This is a genomic window from Pedobacter xixiisoli, assembly GCF_900215335.1.
GTDB classification, from domain to species: Bacteria; Bacteroidota; Bacteroidia; order Sphingobacteriales; family Sphingobacteriaceae; genus Pedobacter; species Pedobacter xixiisoli.
The window spans coordinates 412,288-427,621 of record NZ_OCMT01000001.1 but is presented as its reverse complement, the minus strand read 5'-3'; the positions used below and the strand labels follow the sequence as shown (position 1 = coordinate 427,621).

12 protein-coding genes and 1 tRNA gene are annotated in these 15,334 nt (G+C 37.1%); 3 read left to right on the top strand and 10 right to left on the bottom strand.

Translation table 11 applies throughout. The features are described 5' to 3' along the window. Positions 1 to 44: 44 nt before the first annotated feature. From CRO54_RS01775 to CRO54_RS01750, 6 genes are all read right to left on the bottom strand, one after another. On the bottom strand, positions 45 to 1,208 hold the full coding sequence (locus CRO54_RS01775) for an RsmB/NOP family class I SAM-dependent RNA methyltransferase (protein ID WP_097128002.1): 1,164 nt from the start codon (positions 1,206 to 1,208) through the stop codon (positions 45 to 47). A 146-nt stretch (positions 1,209 to 1,354) separates the two neighbouring features. After that, the gene (locus CRO54_RS01770; RefSeq protein ID WP_240774989.1) at positions 1,355 to 2,464 is read right to left on the bottom strand and encodes an ABC transporter substrate-binding protein; all 1,110 of its coding nucleotides are present in this window, start codon (positions 2,462 to 2,464) and stop codon (positions 1,355 to 1,357) included. Between the two features lie 190 nt (positions 2,465 to 2,654). Continuing rightward, on the bottom strand, positions 2,655 to 4,181 hold the full coding sequence (guaA, locus tag CRO54_RS01765; RefSeq protein ID WP_097127997.1) for a glutamine-hydrolyzing GMP synthase: 1,527 nt from the start codon (positions 4,179 to 4,181) through the stop codon (positions 2,655 to 2,657). Positions 4,182 to 4,470: 289 nt separating this feature from the next. Continuing rightward, positions 4,471 to 4,929 (bottom strand): deoxycytidylate deaminase, encoded by a 459-nt coding sequence (locus tag CRO54_RS01760; RefSeq protein WP_097127994.1) that lies wholly within the window; start codon positions 4,927 to 4,929, stop codon positions 4,471 to 4,473. A gap of 89 nt (positions 4,930 to 5,018) precedes the next feature. Further along, positions 5,019 to 6,308 carry a sugar MFS transporter gene (locus CRO54_RS01755; RefSeq protein ID WP_338065616.1) on the bottom strand — a complete coding sequence of 430 codons (1,290 nt, stop codon included), beginning with the start codon at positions 6,306 to 6,308 and terminating at the stop codon, positions 5,019 to 5,021. Positions 6,309 to 6,466: 158 nt separating this feature from the next. Beyond that, complete coding sequence (locus tag CRO54_RS01750; protein WP_097127992.1) at positions 6,467 to 7,897, bottom strand: MFS transporter; 1,431 nt, start codon at positions 7,895 to 7,897, stop codon at positions 6,467 to 6,469. A 209-nt stretch (positions 7,898 to 8,106) separates the two neighbouring features. On the opposite strand from CRO54_RS01750, the gene CRO54_RS01745 reads away from it, so the two are divergent. Together CRO54_RS01745 and CRO54_RS01740 are read left to right on the top strand one after the other, a co-directional pair. Further along, positions 8,107 to 8,730 carry a LysE family translocator gene (locus CRO54_RS01745; RefSeq protein ID WP_097127989.1) on the top strand — a complete coding sequence of 208 codons (624 nt, stop codon included), beginning with the start codon at positions 8,107 to 8,109 and terminating at the stop codon, positions 8,728 to 8,730. 48 nt (positions 8,731 to 8,778) lie between these two features. Then, complete coding sequence (locus tag CRO54_RS01740) at positions 8,779 to 8,985, top strand: hypothetical protein (RefSeq protein ID WP_097127986.1); 207 nt, start codon at positions 8,779 to 8,781, stop codon at positions 8,983 to 8,985. A 278-nt stretch (positions 8,986 to 9,263) separates the two neighbouring features. Here CRO54_RS01740 and CRO54_RS01735 read toward each other — a convergent pair whose 3' ends face one another. From CRO54_RS01735 to CRO54_RS01720, 4 genes are all read right to left on the bottom strand, one after another. Then, a complete protein-coding gene (locus tag CRO54_RS01735) occupies positions 9,264 to 10,244 on the bottom strand; it encodes an FAD:protein FMN transferase (protein WP_205943935.1) in 981 nt (326 codons plus the stop codon). A 277-nt stretch (positions 10,245 to 10,521) separates the two neighbouring features. Next, positions 10,522 to 12,717 (bottom strand): PepSY domain-containing protein, encoded by a 2,196-nt coding sequence (locus CRO54_RS01730; RefSeq protein ID WP_097127983.1) that lies wholly within the window; start codon positions 12,715 to 12,717, stop codon positions 10,522 to 10,524. Between the two features lie 9 nt (positions 12,718 to 12,726). Further along, entirely contained in the window at positions 12,727 to 13,209 is a 483-nt protein-coding gene (locus tag CRO54_RS01725) for a DUF2271 domain-containing protein (RefSeq protein ID WP_097127980.1), read from the bottom strand. 4 nt (positions 13,210 to 13,213) lie between these two features. Beyond that, entirely contained in the window at positions 13,214 to 14,722 is a 1,509-nt protein-coding gene (locus CRO54_RS01720; RefSeq protein WP_097127978.1) for an ankyrin repeat domain-containing protein, read from the bottom strand. Positions 14,723 to 15,045: 323 nt separating this feature from the next. Between CRO54_RS01720 and CRO54_RS01715 the strand changes: the two genes are divergently transcribed. Beyond that, positions 15,046 to 15,119: transfer RNA gene (locus tag CRO54_RS01715), tRNA-His, on the top strand. Positions 15,120 to 15,334: the final 215 nt, after the last annotated feature.

Sequence of the window (15,334 nt, the reverse complement as noted above, 5' to 3'; positions counted from 1 at the left end):
TTAGAAAAATAGTAAAAACAAACAACCAAAAGGAGTAAGTTTATTTATTTTTTTATCAATCTTGCTACAAACATGCTATCTGCCTTATTATCATAGCCTTTTATTAATTGCATTTTTTCCAATTTTAAAGGCAATTTATCCAGCAAATAATTCACCACTTCCTCATTCTCTTTTCGAAATATAGAACAAGTCATATAGATTAAAGGTTTGCCCGATTTTAAGTATTTTATTACATTTTCGGCAATTGCCTTTTGCAACTTCACATAGTTGGCAACTTTATGTTCCTCAAATAGATACAACATTTCTGGCGTACGTCCCCAAGTACCTGCACCAGAGCAAGGCGCATCTAGCAAAATACCATCAAATTCATAGTGATGCAATATCTGGTCGTTATTTTGCAAGAGGTCAATTGTCTTTTTCTGAAAATCTTTAATTCCTGCTAAAATGAAACGCTCTTGTAGGTTCCCTAAACTAGTTTCTCTTACATCGCTTGCCAGTAATTTCACCTTAGACTCTAAACTGTGAATCAATAAAGATTTTCCGCCGGATGCGGCACAGCAATCCCACCAATAATCATAGGCATTAGGCAGGAAATAATCGCCAGTTTTTTGTGATGAAGAATCTTGAACCTGATATAACCTTTGGTCGTCAATGATTTGTTCTAATTTGGTACCGTTAGGTAAAGCTAAAGTAGTATCTGATAGTTCTTTAACAGTAACTCCAGCTGCTTCCAGTCTAGCTTTTATTGTTGGAAGATGCGTTTCTTTAACCCGAATAAACAAATCTGGCTGTACAAATAAGGAAAGTAGAAATGCTTGTTTATCGATTCCATCTGATAATTCGCTGTCGAAAGGAAAAACATCCTCTAGCTCGAAATTCGGATACTGCGACTTTACGAAAGCAATTTTTTCTTTAATTGGTTTGCCAACAAGTTCAGCAGCAGCAGGAAAAGTATGCTCGGTAATTAAACTTAAATCGGTATTACAAAGAAAATCAGCAATGGCCAAACGCTCTATAGCCGGCAAAGATGAAAGTGCTTTACCCAACCTAAAATAACTATAAATGTACCTACTTGCCCATCTCCTATCTGATGAGCCCATTTGTTTATGTTGTTTAAAATAAATAATCAAGTGCCTGTGCAATGGCAATTTACCATCGTAACTTGCTAAAACCTGCTCAAATGCCCTGATATGGTGGTGTACTTTCATTGGTTGGTTAGTTGTTTGGTTATTTCGTTGTTTGGTTGTTCAGCTCCGTTCCCAAGTACTTTTCTCTCCTTTTAGGGAGAGATGCCGAAGGCAGAGAGGGTTTCCTCAATCTTTATTCCTTGTTCCTTGCTCTTTATTCCCATTATCTAATCCACCTGCATCAGCGACATATTCTTATATTGCAACATCATCAAGTGCTGATTATAATAGCCGTATTCAGCATCGTAACCAAAATCAAAATCGTTATGTAAACCTTTGTAGTTTTCTTTAATGATAAAATCTGCGTAACTGGCACCGTGTTTTGCCAGCAATTTTCCGAAGTAAAAACCGACATCAAAACCTTTGAAGGCATATTCGGTAGGTTCAAATTCGTACTTAGCACGGTAAGCTTTTATAAATTCTACCACAGATTTACTTTTGTAGTCGACGTAATACGACGAACTTAACACCGTTTGAAGATTTTGCAGTTGCTCAATATTATAGGTCTGTTTTGCCCAATTTGGATGTCCAAAGATTTGAATTGGATATCCACTCACATTTTTCATTTTATGCAGCTTAGTTAAACTAGGAGCCACAAAAGGAGCATCATCAGAACAAACAATTACCGCATATTTCTTACCCTTTACCATCTTCGTTTCGAATACGTAGGTTGAAGAAAACTCCTGCACTAAAAAACCAGGATACTTAGCAGCAAAGGTTTTTCTAATTGGAGCTGCAAATTGCTCATCAGATGATTTCTTGGTATTAATTAGCACCACAATGGCTTGATCTGCTTTGTATTGTTTAGCAATATAACCAGCGACTTTAATTCCATGCTGTTCAATGTCGTTTACGACCGAAATTAAGTTGGGATTATTGAACTCGCTAGGCTTGGAAGCTGCTAAAGGTGAAACTATTGGCATCTTGTTAGCTTCCGAAAATGTAGTCATGTATTTGATGCCATCTGGAAAAATTGGCCCGATAATCAAATTACTCGATTTAACAGCTTCTCTCTTACTTAACGCAGCTAGCTGACTGTTATCATCTCGACTATCAAACACATTCACCTTAAAACTTAAACCCGAGTTAGCCGCAGAATCAATGCCCAACATTAAACCTTGATAAAAATCTAAAGCCATATCAGCTTTGCCAATTTGAGCTTTGGTAACTGTTTTAAGATTAAACTTGTTCAGCTGAAAAGGAACAAAAACACTGATATTGCCTTGCGTAAACTTAACGGCAGGTTTTTGTTCTACAGGTTTAGCCGGGGTTTTCACCACCGGCTTAGTTATTTTGGGCGAACAACTCGCCAACCCAGCAATTAAGGTTATTGCTAAAAGTTGGAAAGAATTTTTAACCACATAGGTACATAGGTTTTTAAAAGAAAAAACCTTCAAAAATCCACCAATCATATCTATAATAAATACAACTATGTGTCTATGTGGTTCCAATTTAAATCTTAAAAACTTATTCCCACTCAATAGTTGCTGGCGGTTTCGAACTAATATCATATACAACTCGGTTAATTCCTCTTACTTTATTGATAATTTCATTGGATATTTTAGCGAGTACCGGATAAGGCAAATGGCACCAATCTGCAGTCATACCATCTAAAGATTCTACGGCTCTCAAAGCGATTACGTTCTCGTAAGTACGTTCATCACCCATTACACCTACTGAACGCACCGGTAAAAATATCGCTCCAGCTTGCCAAATTTGGTCATATAACCCAGCATCTTTCAAGTTTTGGATATAAATATGATCTGCTTCCTGTAATATCGCAATTTTCTCTGCAGTCACCTCCCCAATAATTCTGATACCTAAACCAGGACCAGGAAAAGGGTGCCTACCTAAAATAAACGATTCTAAGCCCAAAGTGTTTCCAACTCTACGAACTTCATCCTTAAATAACGTTTTTAAGGGCTCAACTACTTTCAATTTCATGAAATCTGGCAAACCACCTACGTTGTGATGCGATTTAATAGTAGCTGACGGACCATTAACCGAAACAGATTCGATTACATCTGGATAAATGGTGCCTTGCGCCAACCACTTCACATCTTGAATTTGGTGTGCTTCATCATCAAAAACTTCGATAAACACACGACCAATGATTTTACGTTTTTTCTCTGGATCTTCAACGCCAGCTAGTTCACCTAAAAATCTATCTTTTGCGTCAACACCTTTAATGTTTAAGCCAAAATCCTTGTATTGCTCTAATACACTTTCGTATTCGTTTTTACGTAGTAATCCGTTATCTACAAAAATACAGTGCAAATTTTTACCGATAGCTTTGTGCAATAATACGGCAGCCACACTACTATCCACACCACCAGAAAGCGCTAAAACCACCTTATCATCGCCTAACTGAGCTTTTAAGTCTGCAATGGTAGTTTCGGCAAAAGCGTCCGAAGTCCAGTCTTGGCTACAACCGCAAATACCAACCAAGAAGTTGCATAATAAAGTTTTACCATCTGTACTGTGCGTTACCTCTGGGTGAAATTGGATGGCATAAGTATTTTCTCCTTTTACCTGATAACCCGCTACCCTAACTTCAGAAGTACTTGCAATAATTTCGAAATTCTCTGGCACTTGAGTAATGGAATCACCGTGGCTCATCCACACTTGCGAATCAACCAAAATACCCTTAAACAAAGGATTTTCGTTGTTAACAAAGCTTAAATTAGCTCTACCGTATTCTCTCGTCGCCGATGCTTCTACATTACCTCCGCTTTGTTGTGCTATAAACTGCGCTCCATAGCAAACTGCCAATAATGGGTAAGCTTTAAACAAATTCAAGTCTACAAATGGCGCATTTTCTTGGCGCACAGACGATGGACTTCCCGAAAGGATTACTCCTTTTACCGTAGCATCTAATTCTGGAATGTTGTTAAATGGATGAATTTCGCAGTATACATTTAATTCGCGAACACGACGTGCAATAAGCTGTGTAAATTGCGAACCAAAATCGAGGATAATGATTTTTTCTAGCATCCGCAAAAGTAAGAATTTGAGATGACATTTGGTTAATTGTTTAAAGCTTATTTGATTTTTTTTATGAAGAGCAATTTCAGTGCTTATCGGCCCCGAAAGTCCTGCTATTTGCTTTATCCCGATATCCTTCGTCAAGCTCAGGATAACATCGGGATGCTCGCTCCTATCATGTCTATTTAACTCAAAACATTACAAATAACCACCACCTAAGACATTTTAATGAACCTAAGCCTAAACGATACACAAAACTAAAATGTACTAAGATGGCTTAGATGATTCAAAAACAAATCTAGTTACTACTCAACAAGGTAGTCTTCACCCCAAATCTATTTAAGAAATCTACACCTTCATCGCTACCTAAACCTTTGTAGGCAGCATAAGAATCGCGGTAGAAAACTTCTTTAATACCTGATGATAAAATTAACCTCGCACAAGCAATACAGGGAGATAGCGTAGTATACAGTGTAGAGCCCTCTATCTTCGAACCATTTTTAACCGCGTAAAGAATCGCATTTTCTTCGGCATGTAAGGCTAAAGAACAGCTTCCCTTGCTATCTCTAGCACAACCTGTTTCTGGCCATTCTTCATCACAGTTATGTGTTTCGGGTGGTGGCCCATTATATCCGATGGAAATGATACGGGTATCTTTAGTTAGCACTGCCCCTACATGCGCTCTCACACAATGCGAGCGACTAGCAAGGTCTGATGCTAAGTTCATATAAATCTCGTTAAAGGTTTTTTTTGCCATCGTTATAAAATGAAAAGCTCTCCGGTTATTAACCGAAGAGCTTTCAAAATTAGTATTTTTATTGTGTTGGAAAAATTTATAGCTTCTATTTAACTTTTTGCACCAGCTTTATGCCCTTTTGTGGCAAAATAAATAATGTACAAATAACCTGGTAGCATAGCATACAAGAAGGCATGCTGAAAGTCGATATGTAATTTATCTTTCATAAAGCCATAAACCAATGGCCAAATCGCACCACCGGCAATACCCATAATCATAATAGCCGAACCTGTTTTGGTAAATTTACCCAAGCCTTTGATGCCCAAGGGAAAAATAGCTGGCCACATTAAAGAGTTTGCCAAACCTAGCAAAGCAACAAACCAAAACGAAGTTACACCAGAAGTAAATACTGATAATACGGTAAACAAAATACCCACCAAGGTACAAACCATCAATGCTTTTTGCTGACTGATAAACTTCGGAATAGTTGTCATCCCTATTAAATAACCAACTAACATAAAACCTAACGTAAATGCAGTAGCATTATCTCTAAAAACCTGAGGAACTGTACCTAATTCCCTAGCGTAAGTTCCAATAATATCACCTGCCATTACTTCTACAGCGACACAAAAGAAAATAGCCAAAGAACCTAAGAAAAGATGTGGGTAACTAAATATCGTTTTACTAGAATTACTACTGACTTCTGTAGAAACTTCTTCTTCATCTACATTAACTTCTGGAAGCTTCACAAACTTAAGCAATAAGGCAAGCACGCCTAACAATATCGCTAAGGCTAAATAAGGTGTATGTAACTGATCTAATAATTCATTAAGTATCGCTTGCTTTTCTAATTCTGTTACAGCACTAGCCAACCTTGCCTCTGCCGCATTAGCTCCTTTCAACAACAAAGCCCCCAAAACAATAGGGGCAACAATGCCCGCTGTTTTATTACAGAAACCCGCAATAGAAATACGTTGAGCAGCGCTATCTATAGGCCCAATTATACTTAGATACGGATTTACTGCAGTTTGAAGTAAAGCCATACCAGATCCTTGTACGAATATTGCTGTCAAGAACAAAACATAACTACTTTTTTCGGCAGCTGGGATAAATAACAAAGAGCCAAGACCTAAAACTACCAAGCTTACCACTAAACCATTATGAAAACCTATTTTTTTAAGTATCCAAGAACTTGGAATGGCTAAGAAAAAATATGCGATATACGAAGCAAAAGTAACTAAGAATGCTTGTAGATCTGTTTCGAGATCGAAGGCCTTTTTTGCGAAAGGGATAAGAGAACCATTAGCCCAGGTGACAAAGCCTAGAATAAAAAATAAGGCGCAACAAATAACCATTGGCACGAGTGCCGTGGCTTTTTTTTGTGGTTGTATAGAATCCATCGTTTGGTTTTAGTTTGGTTTAAATTATTCGACTAACTTAAACAAAAGCAACCACATTTTAAAAAAATTTAAAAACTAAGTCTCCGCAAACGTTTGAATAGATACTAAAACGGCCTTCCATAATGGAAAGCCGTTCTAAAATTGGAAGTCAAATGAATTTAGTGACCACCAGAAACTTTTTTATCAAAACTGATGCCTTGAGCTTTTAAGATTGAACTTGCTCTTAACGCATAGAAAACTAAATAAGCGAAACACAATACACCAACTACATAGCTATACTGAATACCAGTATATTCTGAAACATAACCTTGTAACCAGCTAATAATTCCACCACCCATAATCATCATAATTAAATAGCTACTACCTTGACTGGTATTTTTACCTAAACCACTAACAGCTAAAGTAAAGATACACGGCCATAAAGTACTACAGAATAAACCCACACTTGTGAAAGCATAAACGCTCACCATTCCAGAAGTAGACATACCAGTGATTAAGGCCAAAATACCGATTAAAGAGAAAATCATTAACATTCTAGCTGGGTTACCTTTACTTAAAACATCGGCAACAATTAATACTAGGATGATTAAGCCGTATACATAGAAAGGTGCTAAATCGTGCTTTGCAATAGCATTTACCAATAGGAAAACACCGAAAGCCAAATATGGTGCAATAAATCTCAAAACCTTTTGCAAGCTTACCTTATCAGTAAAAGCTTCAACTGCACCGGTCCAACGACCAATCATCATACTTGCCCAATAAAGCGAGATATATGGAGCGATGTCTTTAGTAGCAAAGCCCAATTTGTGGCTCATATAATCTGGTAAGTTACTTGCTGTAGAAACCTCAACCCCTACGTAAACAAAAATTGCAATCATACCCAATACCAACTGAGGGTATTTCAATGCAGAACCTTTGTGATTAACATCTTCCACCTCTGCTTCTACTAACGCTGGTTTATCAGGCAATGCCGAAAACTTCAATAAGATGGCAACAGCTAAAAATGCTGCACCAAGTATCAAATAAGGAATTTTAACACTTTCGATATCAAGTGTAGTTGTTGCATTTGCAGCTGTACCAAAAATGGCAAAGCTTACAATAAGTGGACCAATGGTAGTACCGAAGTTATTGATACCTCCAGCCATGGTTAAGCGTTGCGAACCCGTTTTAATTGGTCCTAACGCAATAGCTAAAGGATTTGCCACCGTTTGTTGTAATGAGAAACCCAAAGCCACGGTAAACAAACCGGCAAGCATTAAAGGAAATGAACCTAAGTTTGCCGCTGGATAAAATAATAAAGTACCAACTGCAGAAATACCCAAGCCTAATGCCAAGCTATTTTTGTAACCAATTTTATTAATTAAATCGGTTTTCATTAATGTAGAAATACCTAAATATATTAAAGAACCTACTGTATAAGCAATATAAAATGCTAATGATACTAATTGGCTTTCACTTTGCGATAATTTAAAAGCTTCTTTAAAAACTGGGATGAGGATATCGTTACTTGCTGCAACGAAGCCCCAAAAGAAGAACACAGTTACTAGAGGTATAAACTGCGCCCAGTTGGTCTTTGAATTCTGTTCCATATTTGGTTATAAAATTTAAGGTTTGAAAATTTGCGATAAACATAGTTAATTTTTCCGAAACCAATAGTGTACTTTTTACACTTTAACATTACTCACCATGGTTATAGCTTTTTACGTTTTAGCAGCAACTTCTCCAATTGTAAAAACTGAATAAAAATTAAGGTTTTAGAGCTGAAAATCGCATATTAGCAGAAATTACGAAAGTAAACATGTTTGAAGCAATCATTTTGGGTATTGGGGCGGGACTGATTTCATCTTTTTTAACAGGACCGGTTTTTTTCGCCATGATTAAGACCAGCATTGAAAGAGGCTTTAAAGCAGGATTTTCTCTTGCTTCTGGCGTTATCGTAAGCGACCTTATCTTGATTACCCTTGTGCTATTTGGTTCGCACTTCTTTAAATACCAGAGAGAATTTGATAAATACGTAGGTATTGTAGGTGGAATTTTCATTGTAGGTGTTGGTCTCTACTATCTTCTATCGAACGTAAAAATCAACTATTGCGAAGGCGATAATATCAAAGTGAGCAAAAGAGGATATGTACTCAAAGGCTTTTTGATGTGCATCCTCACTCCTTCTACCCTGATGTTTTGGGTAGTAGTCAGTGGAATTATTTCTGTAAAATTAGGCACTTTACCTGAAAAAATTCTCTGCTTCCTTATCGCTATGGCTACACAACTGGCTATCGACGGCTTAAAAACTTATTATGCAAGCAAGCTGCGTTATCGGATTAAGGAAAACACCTTAAAAAAGCTGAACAAAATTGCCGGTGTAGTGATTATAGGCTTTGCCATTTGGCTCATCATCAAAACTTATCTTCAATTTTACCAGTAAAAAACAAGTTTCTCTTTAGGTTGTTACTCCTTAACAAAAACTATTGTTATGGAACCATTTGAAATTAACTTAGTCGGTCAAACACTTACTATACAACCACGTCTGGATGGCGCTTACGATGTATTTGAAGGCAGTGAGCTTTTAGGTGCAATTCATCCAGTTTCTTCTGATGGGCAAACCAATTGGACTTCCGAAGAATTAGATGTTGATTATGCTAAACAGATTGGCGAGTTAATTGATGAGTACAAGCTTTAATTTTATTGCCAACATTAAACTCCTACTTCTATCTTCTTTCTGTCGCTTCGCGGACAAACTTTTTTCCTTCAGCTGAAAAAAGTATGCAAAAAAAGCTGCGGCTGCGCCCTGTTCTATTAAAGCCACAAAGTTGGCTCAGCTTTTGCATCCCGAACAGGCCAAGGCCGATTTTTAGTGAAACGAAGAAATACTACTTTGGCTCGAGTAGTTTCAAAACCCAATTTCAAAACTAACTTGCCCGAATAACCTAAAATCGTATATCATTCGTTGTTTTAGTTTTACTTAAGCTTCTTTTTCATCTTTGCTTTAAAGTTAGTAGACTTAACTACTTCCCCCTCATCGGTTACTATTACACAACGGTAATCGGGGTGTAGATGAATTAGTTCTAGTCCTTTCTCTTTGCCCAAAACCATGATAGATGTACTGAAACCATTGGCTTTTTCTGCGCTAGGTCCAATCACAGTTACACTAATCAGTCCTGTAGCTGGATACCCCGTAACTGGGTTAATGATGTGTGCATAACGCTTTCCATTAAACTCAACGTACTTTTCGTAATTACCAGATGTAGTAACAGCTTCACGCTTTAAAGGGATAATAGCGATGTACTTTTCTTCATCAAAAGGGTTGGTAATGCCGACATTCCAAGCTTTTCCATTGGGTTTTACTCCCCAAGTAGTCATATCTCCAGAAGCATTTACGATACCCGCTTTGATGCCTTTGCTTTCCATCAACTCCCTTCCTTTATCCGCAGCATAACCTTTGCCTGTTGAACCGAAACCTATTTTCATCCCAGCTAATTTTAGAAAAATAGTAGAGTTTACACTATCTAGTTCGATATTTTGATAGCCAACTTTTGCTACCGATTTTTGAATTTCTTCGGGTGTTGGCATTTGCTTCATGGAGCCATCAAATTTCCAAATTTTATCCATGGCAGCATAGCTGATATCGAATGCACCCTCCGTGATTTTAGAGAAATAAATTGCTCGTTTGGTGAGTTCAAAGACTTCTCTATCTACTTTTACGGGTTTAACTCCTGCATTACGATTCACCTCCGAAATTTGTGAACTTGCCTTCCAATCTGAAATCAACTCTTCTATTCGGCTCATTTCGGCAATTACTTCGTCAATATGTTTTTCGGCTTTCGCGGAATCTGCAGCTACGATGGTAATATCAAAACGACTGCCCATTAACGTAACGGGACGTTGGCATTGTACTTGGGCATTGGCTTGCAAAGCGTAGAAAAACAATGATAATAGCATGAGAGATTGCTTCGTTCCTCGCAATGACGAGCGTTGGAACGTCATTGCGAGTTTAAGAAGCAATCTTAAAACGTTATACGAGTTTGGTTTCATCATGTTTTCTATTAACCCTCTCTGGCTACGCCATCTTTTGATTTTATTATATTTATTTTAGCATCAATGAGCTTCGTTTCACTACGGTTCTCCCTAAAAGGGAGAGAAACGAAATGCCTAACAAACTTTGCTATTCTCTCCCTTTGGGAGAGATGCCCACAGGGCAGAGAGGGAAACAAATTTACTAATAACAATCTGTCAACAACTGCCCTTTTTCTTTATAAAACGAAAGTGGATTACCATTTATTTCCACACAAATCTCATTCAGTGTTTTTTCTACATCTTGCTGCATCAATAACGAACCACAAATCATTACTACACCACCATCTTTTAATAAATTTGCCAATTCCGCAGCATCGTTACGGATTAAATCCATCACATAACAATGATTTTGCTCACGCGAGAAAGCAATTTGATAACGCTGCAATTTATGGTTCTGGACTTGCTGCTCCAAAAATGCCTTATGCTTTTTAATCACGTCAGTTTCTTGACGGAAACCAATGTACAAACGATTGTTTGAGTTTTTAGCACTTTGTGAAATCATCCCTAAAAACGGTGCAATACCAGTACCATTGCCAATCATCGCAACAGCTTTATTTTTTGGCAGATGAAACGAAGCATTAGTCACCATTCGAGCTCTGAAAACATTACCGACTTTGAGCTTGTTCAAATACTCAGAACCCAAACCTTGTTGATGAAGCTTAACTACTAATTGTACATTCCCATTGCAACGAGCTACAGAGTACAAACGCTCACGATTATCATCGGCAGGATAAATAGCCAGCAAATCTCCAGACGTAAATTTAGTTCTAGCAGGCGTACGAATGGTAAGCATAAAAGTTTGTTCATCTGCATTTACTTCCGTCCTATCCAACACCATCATTTTCTGTAAACCTTTCGGTTTTTTAGCATATAAAGCTGGTGTAGTAGCCAATTCTATGGTTGTCTTTTCGCTCCAAGCTTTTACCCAAGTCACAAATTCTATTGCAGACTTATCATCCACCGTGTGAAGTGCTATTAATCGTTCTGCCCAAGTTTGTGCAGCTAACTTTTGGTCTACCTGTTTGGCAAACTCACAGAAATCTGGGTAAGCATGCGAGCCAAAACCAATTACAGAGAAATTAATTTTATTCTTTTGAGGATGCTTATCGATTAACTGCAGAAATTTATTGCCGTTTGTAGGTGGGTCGCCCAAGCCATAAGTAGAAGCAAAAACTAGTAAATACTTGGCGTTTGGATAAGTCTCATACTGATTTAATTGCGTAAGATAAGAAACCTTTCCTTGCGCATTCAATTGCTCGTGAATAGCATTGGCGAAACGAAGCGTACTTCCATTTTCTGTACCTACCAATAAAATATATTCAGCATCCTGAGTTTTGTGTTTATTCTTAATCTTGGTCGCTCTTCTTTTCAGCGTAATGGCAAAACCAGAATAAATGAAGAACAGAATATTTAAACAGGCAATCCCCAAAATAATTGCCCAAATAATGTTAGTACGACCAGTATGTAAATCTAAACTGAGGTTTTCTAACAATAAAGTGCTTGGATATTTGACCTCACTCAATACCTGCCCATCAAACTGATTTACAATCAATTCTCGGTCTTTTAGCTTAAGGTTATAATATTCTTCAGGGTCTTCAGCAAAAGGAAATTCTATCTTTTTAACATCCGCCAGTTTAGTATTTTTAAACAGAGCGAAATCAGCCAATTTCTTTTGAACCGGCTCTTCTTCTGAAGCTACAATTTCTTTATGTTCGGCTTTATGTTCTGGAAAGAGCTGAAATCTTGCCATAGAAAGATAAGTTCCGGTCAAAGCAATAATTAACACCGGAATTAAAATAATTCTACCTGTAATAATATGATAGTATTGGGCAAAATATTCTCTGATCACTTTCTTAAAAAAACGCTTCATGCCACGCTGACGTTGGACAACCAAAGCCAGACCAGAAATAGCGATTAAGAACAATAAAAATGAGATAATCCCGATTATTGCACGGCCAGTTTCCTTCAAAAACAAAGAACGATGAAGTGCAATATTCCAAGTAACGAAAGCACTTTTCTCTATCGGCTTACCTAAAACCTTTGCAGTTGTGGGATCAATGTAAGCATCAATTTCATTGCTCTCCTCATCAAATCCCTTTAAGCGAACAAAACCATTATGATCTATGTCAATCTCACTGATTTCAGAGAAATTTTTCTTTAAAACAGGAACCGTTTGAGCTAAAGTAATTTGGTCGAAATTAGCAACACGATAGGGTGGCATTTTTTCTTGCACCGCATCTATAGCAAGTATGGCACCGGTAACCGATGCCATAACTAGAAAAAGCGATGAAATTAATGCCAGTGCCAAATGGGCATAACGCCAAATGGATAGGGTCATTTTATATATTTACGATTGTACTTTACTAAATCTAACGTATTTGATGTAGCCTTTACCATCGGCTTTACCTGCAAGTCCTTCTGTAGTCAGAGGAATTTCAACATCGGCCACGTGGTACTTTTGTGCTTCTACCGAACTTTCGAAACGTAGTTTGTAACCTTTGTTAATTACAGCGTCGTCGATATCTAGGTTTACCATAGTTCTGTCGCCACCTCCAATAGATGCACCAGTTTTACCGTCAATTTTTTTAGTTTTATTGAAGAACTTAAACCATTCTTTAAATCCGTTGTACCACTTTTTGTCATCGCCCATCATGTACAACGTTTTCTCATAATCTCCCTTTGGGTTGATTAACGAAACCACGATATAAGCCTCTTCGCCCGTATATGCATTCATTTGCAGCATACACTTATACTTAGAAGTTTGAGCTTGTGTTTGAGCAGCAACAGTTAATAATAATCCTAACGCACAAATCTTTAAAAAAGCCTTCATTCAATTATTTTAAAAAGTTAACAGAGATATTTTTTTCTGACAAGAACTTGTTATCAGCAGCTAGATCAAAAGCTGTTTCATCGAAATCAGTTTTAATCGCTTTATCAGCACCGATAGCTACTAAATATTTCAAAATTTCATCATCTTTAGAAATCAAGGCAGCTCTGTGCAATACAGTTACACCTTCTTTATTTTTAGCATTCACGTTTACCTTCAAATCGTTCAGTTTTTTTAGCAAACCTAAATCTAATCTAGCAATAGCAACGTGATATAAAGTACTACCATCTTTTTGAGGTGCATTGATATCCAATCCTTTTGCAGTTAACAAAGCTAATTTCTCAGCGAACTCATCTTTTTGAGCTTGTGGTGCACCTGGACCGCCTGGTCTGCCTGCCGGTCTGTAGCTCTGTACCAAGTAATAAGCTAAGTTATTACCTGCAGCATCTTCTACTTTCACGTTAGCTCCTTTACCAATTAAATAAGCAACAACTTCTGGAGAACTAGCACTTACAGCTTGCGTTAAAGCCGATTCGCCTTTTTTATTTACGACGTTGATATTTTTAACTTTTGGGGCTAACAATTCAAGAACCGATAAATTTCTGCTAGTAGCAGCGTTCATAAAAACGGTATTACCTTCTTCATTAGCTTTATTTACATCCACTCCTTTTGTCAAGAAATAATTAATGATTTCTTCTTGATTTGGTCTACGAACAATATTATGCAAAACATTATTACCTTCTTTATTAGTAGCTGATGGATTTAATTTCAAATCTTCTACCAAATATTTATACAATTCTAGCGAAGCTGATGACATACGACCACCCTGAGAGGCATAGTATAAAGCTAAACCTGTTGGTTTTGCACCTTTAGCTAATACAGCTTTCAAAAATTCTATATTACCACTTCTAGCAGCATAATCAAAAGCAGTAGCGCCTTCCGCATCAACGTCTTTGAAAGACAAACCTTTAGACACCAAGTAATCAGCCAATTTTAAATCTTTATCAGCAGCAATACTCAATAACAATAAGTTTGCTCCGTTTGTATATTTTTTTTTAGGGTCTGAACCTAATTTGAAGAAAGTATCATATAAAGCTGTGTTAGCTTGACCAGTAGAAGCTGCGTAAGCCACCACGGGCGCACCATAACTATCGCCTTTTTCAGCATCAGAACCGCGTTTCAATAGTTCATTTACCAATTCTACATTACCTTTAGCGGCAGCCCAATGTAAATAAGTACGGCTATGGTGCGTTCCTTTTGTTACCGGATTTCCTTGTTGATCTAATAAAAACTTGATGGTTTCCAATGGAGCATCAGCATTGATTGCCATAGAAGTTGGATCGAAATGTCTTTGGTCCGATTCTGCAGGATTATTTCCTTTTGCAACTTCGGCTTTTACAGTTTCTACATTAGGTTTTTGTTTCCAAAAATCTGATTGCAATAATGAATTTCTATTTTGTGCATTTGCTGAGACTACTGCAAATACAAATGAGGCGATAAGTGCTACTTTCTTCATTTCTATTAGATAAGTTTATGAATATGTCGCAAAACTACTTATTTAGACTAAATCTACATAATTTAGTGATAGCTTTTTTTCGCTTTGCGTCTTTTTTTTATCTATTTAATAGACTCACATTAGCAGGCATAGGTATTTTTATCATTTTTAGTGATTGGATATCTATAAATCAATTGCCATTTAAGTCTCTTCAGATAACTATTTTCTAATCAAAGAAATTTAATTATTTGAGAAATAACGAATTGCATTTTTTTTCCTTGCTAAATCAAAAAATATTTGATTTGAATAGATAAAGTTGTACTTTTGTGACACTAAAAAACACGGTGGCTGTAGCTCAGTTGGTTAGAGTATTGGTTTGTGGTGCCGAGGGTCGTGGGTTCGAGCCCCATCAGCCACCCCGAGTTTAAAAGCAGTTCTGAAAAGAGCTGCTTTTTTTATGCTCTTTTAATTCCTTGTTTTTCAAATACCTTACACTGTAATTCTGTTGGGTTTTGAAGTTCGAGACCCATCTTCTTTAGTAAATCGCATATCTTCAATAGTGGCAGTTTAATAAAAACGAGGACATGCTATTTTATTGCATTAATGACTATCCGCTGAAGACTATTTAATTCA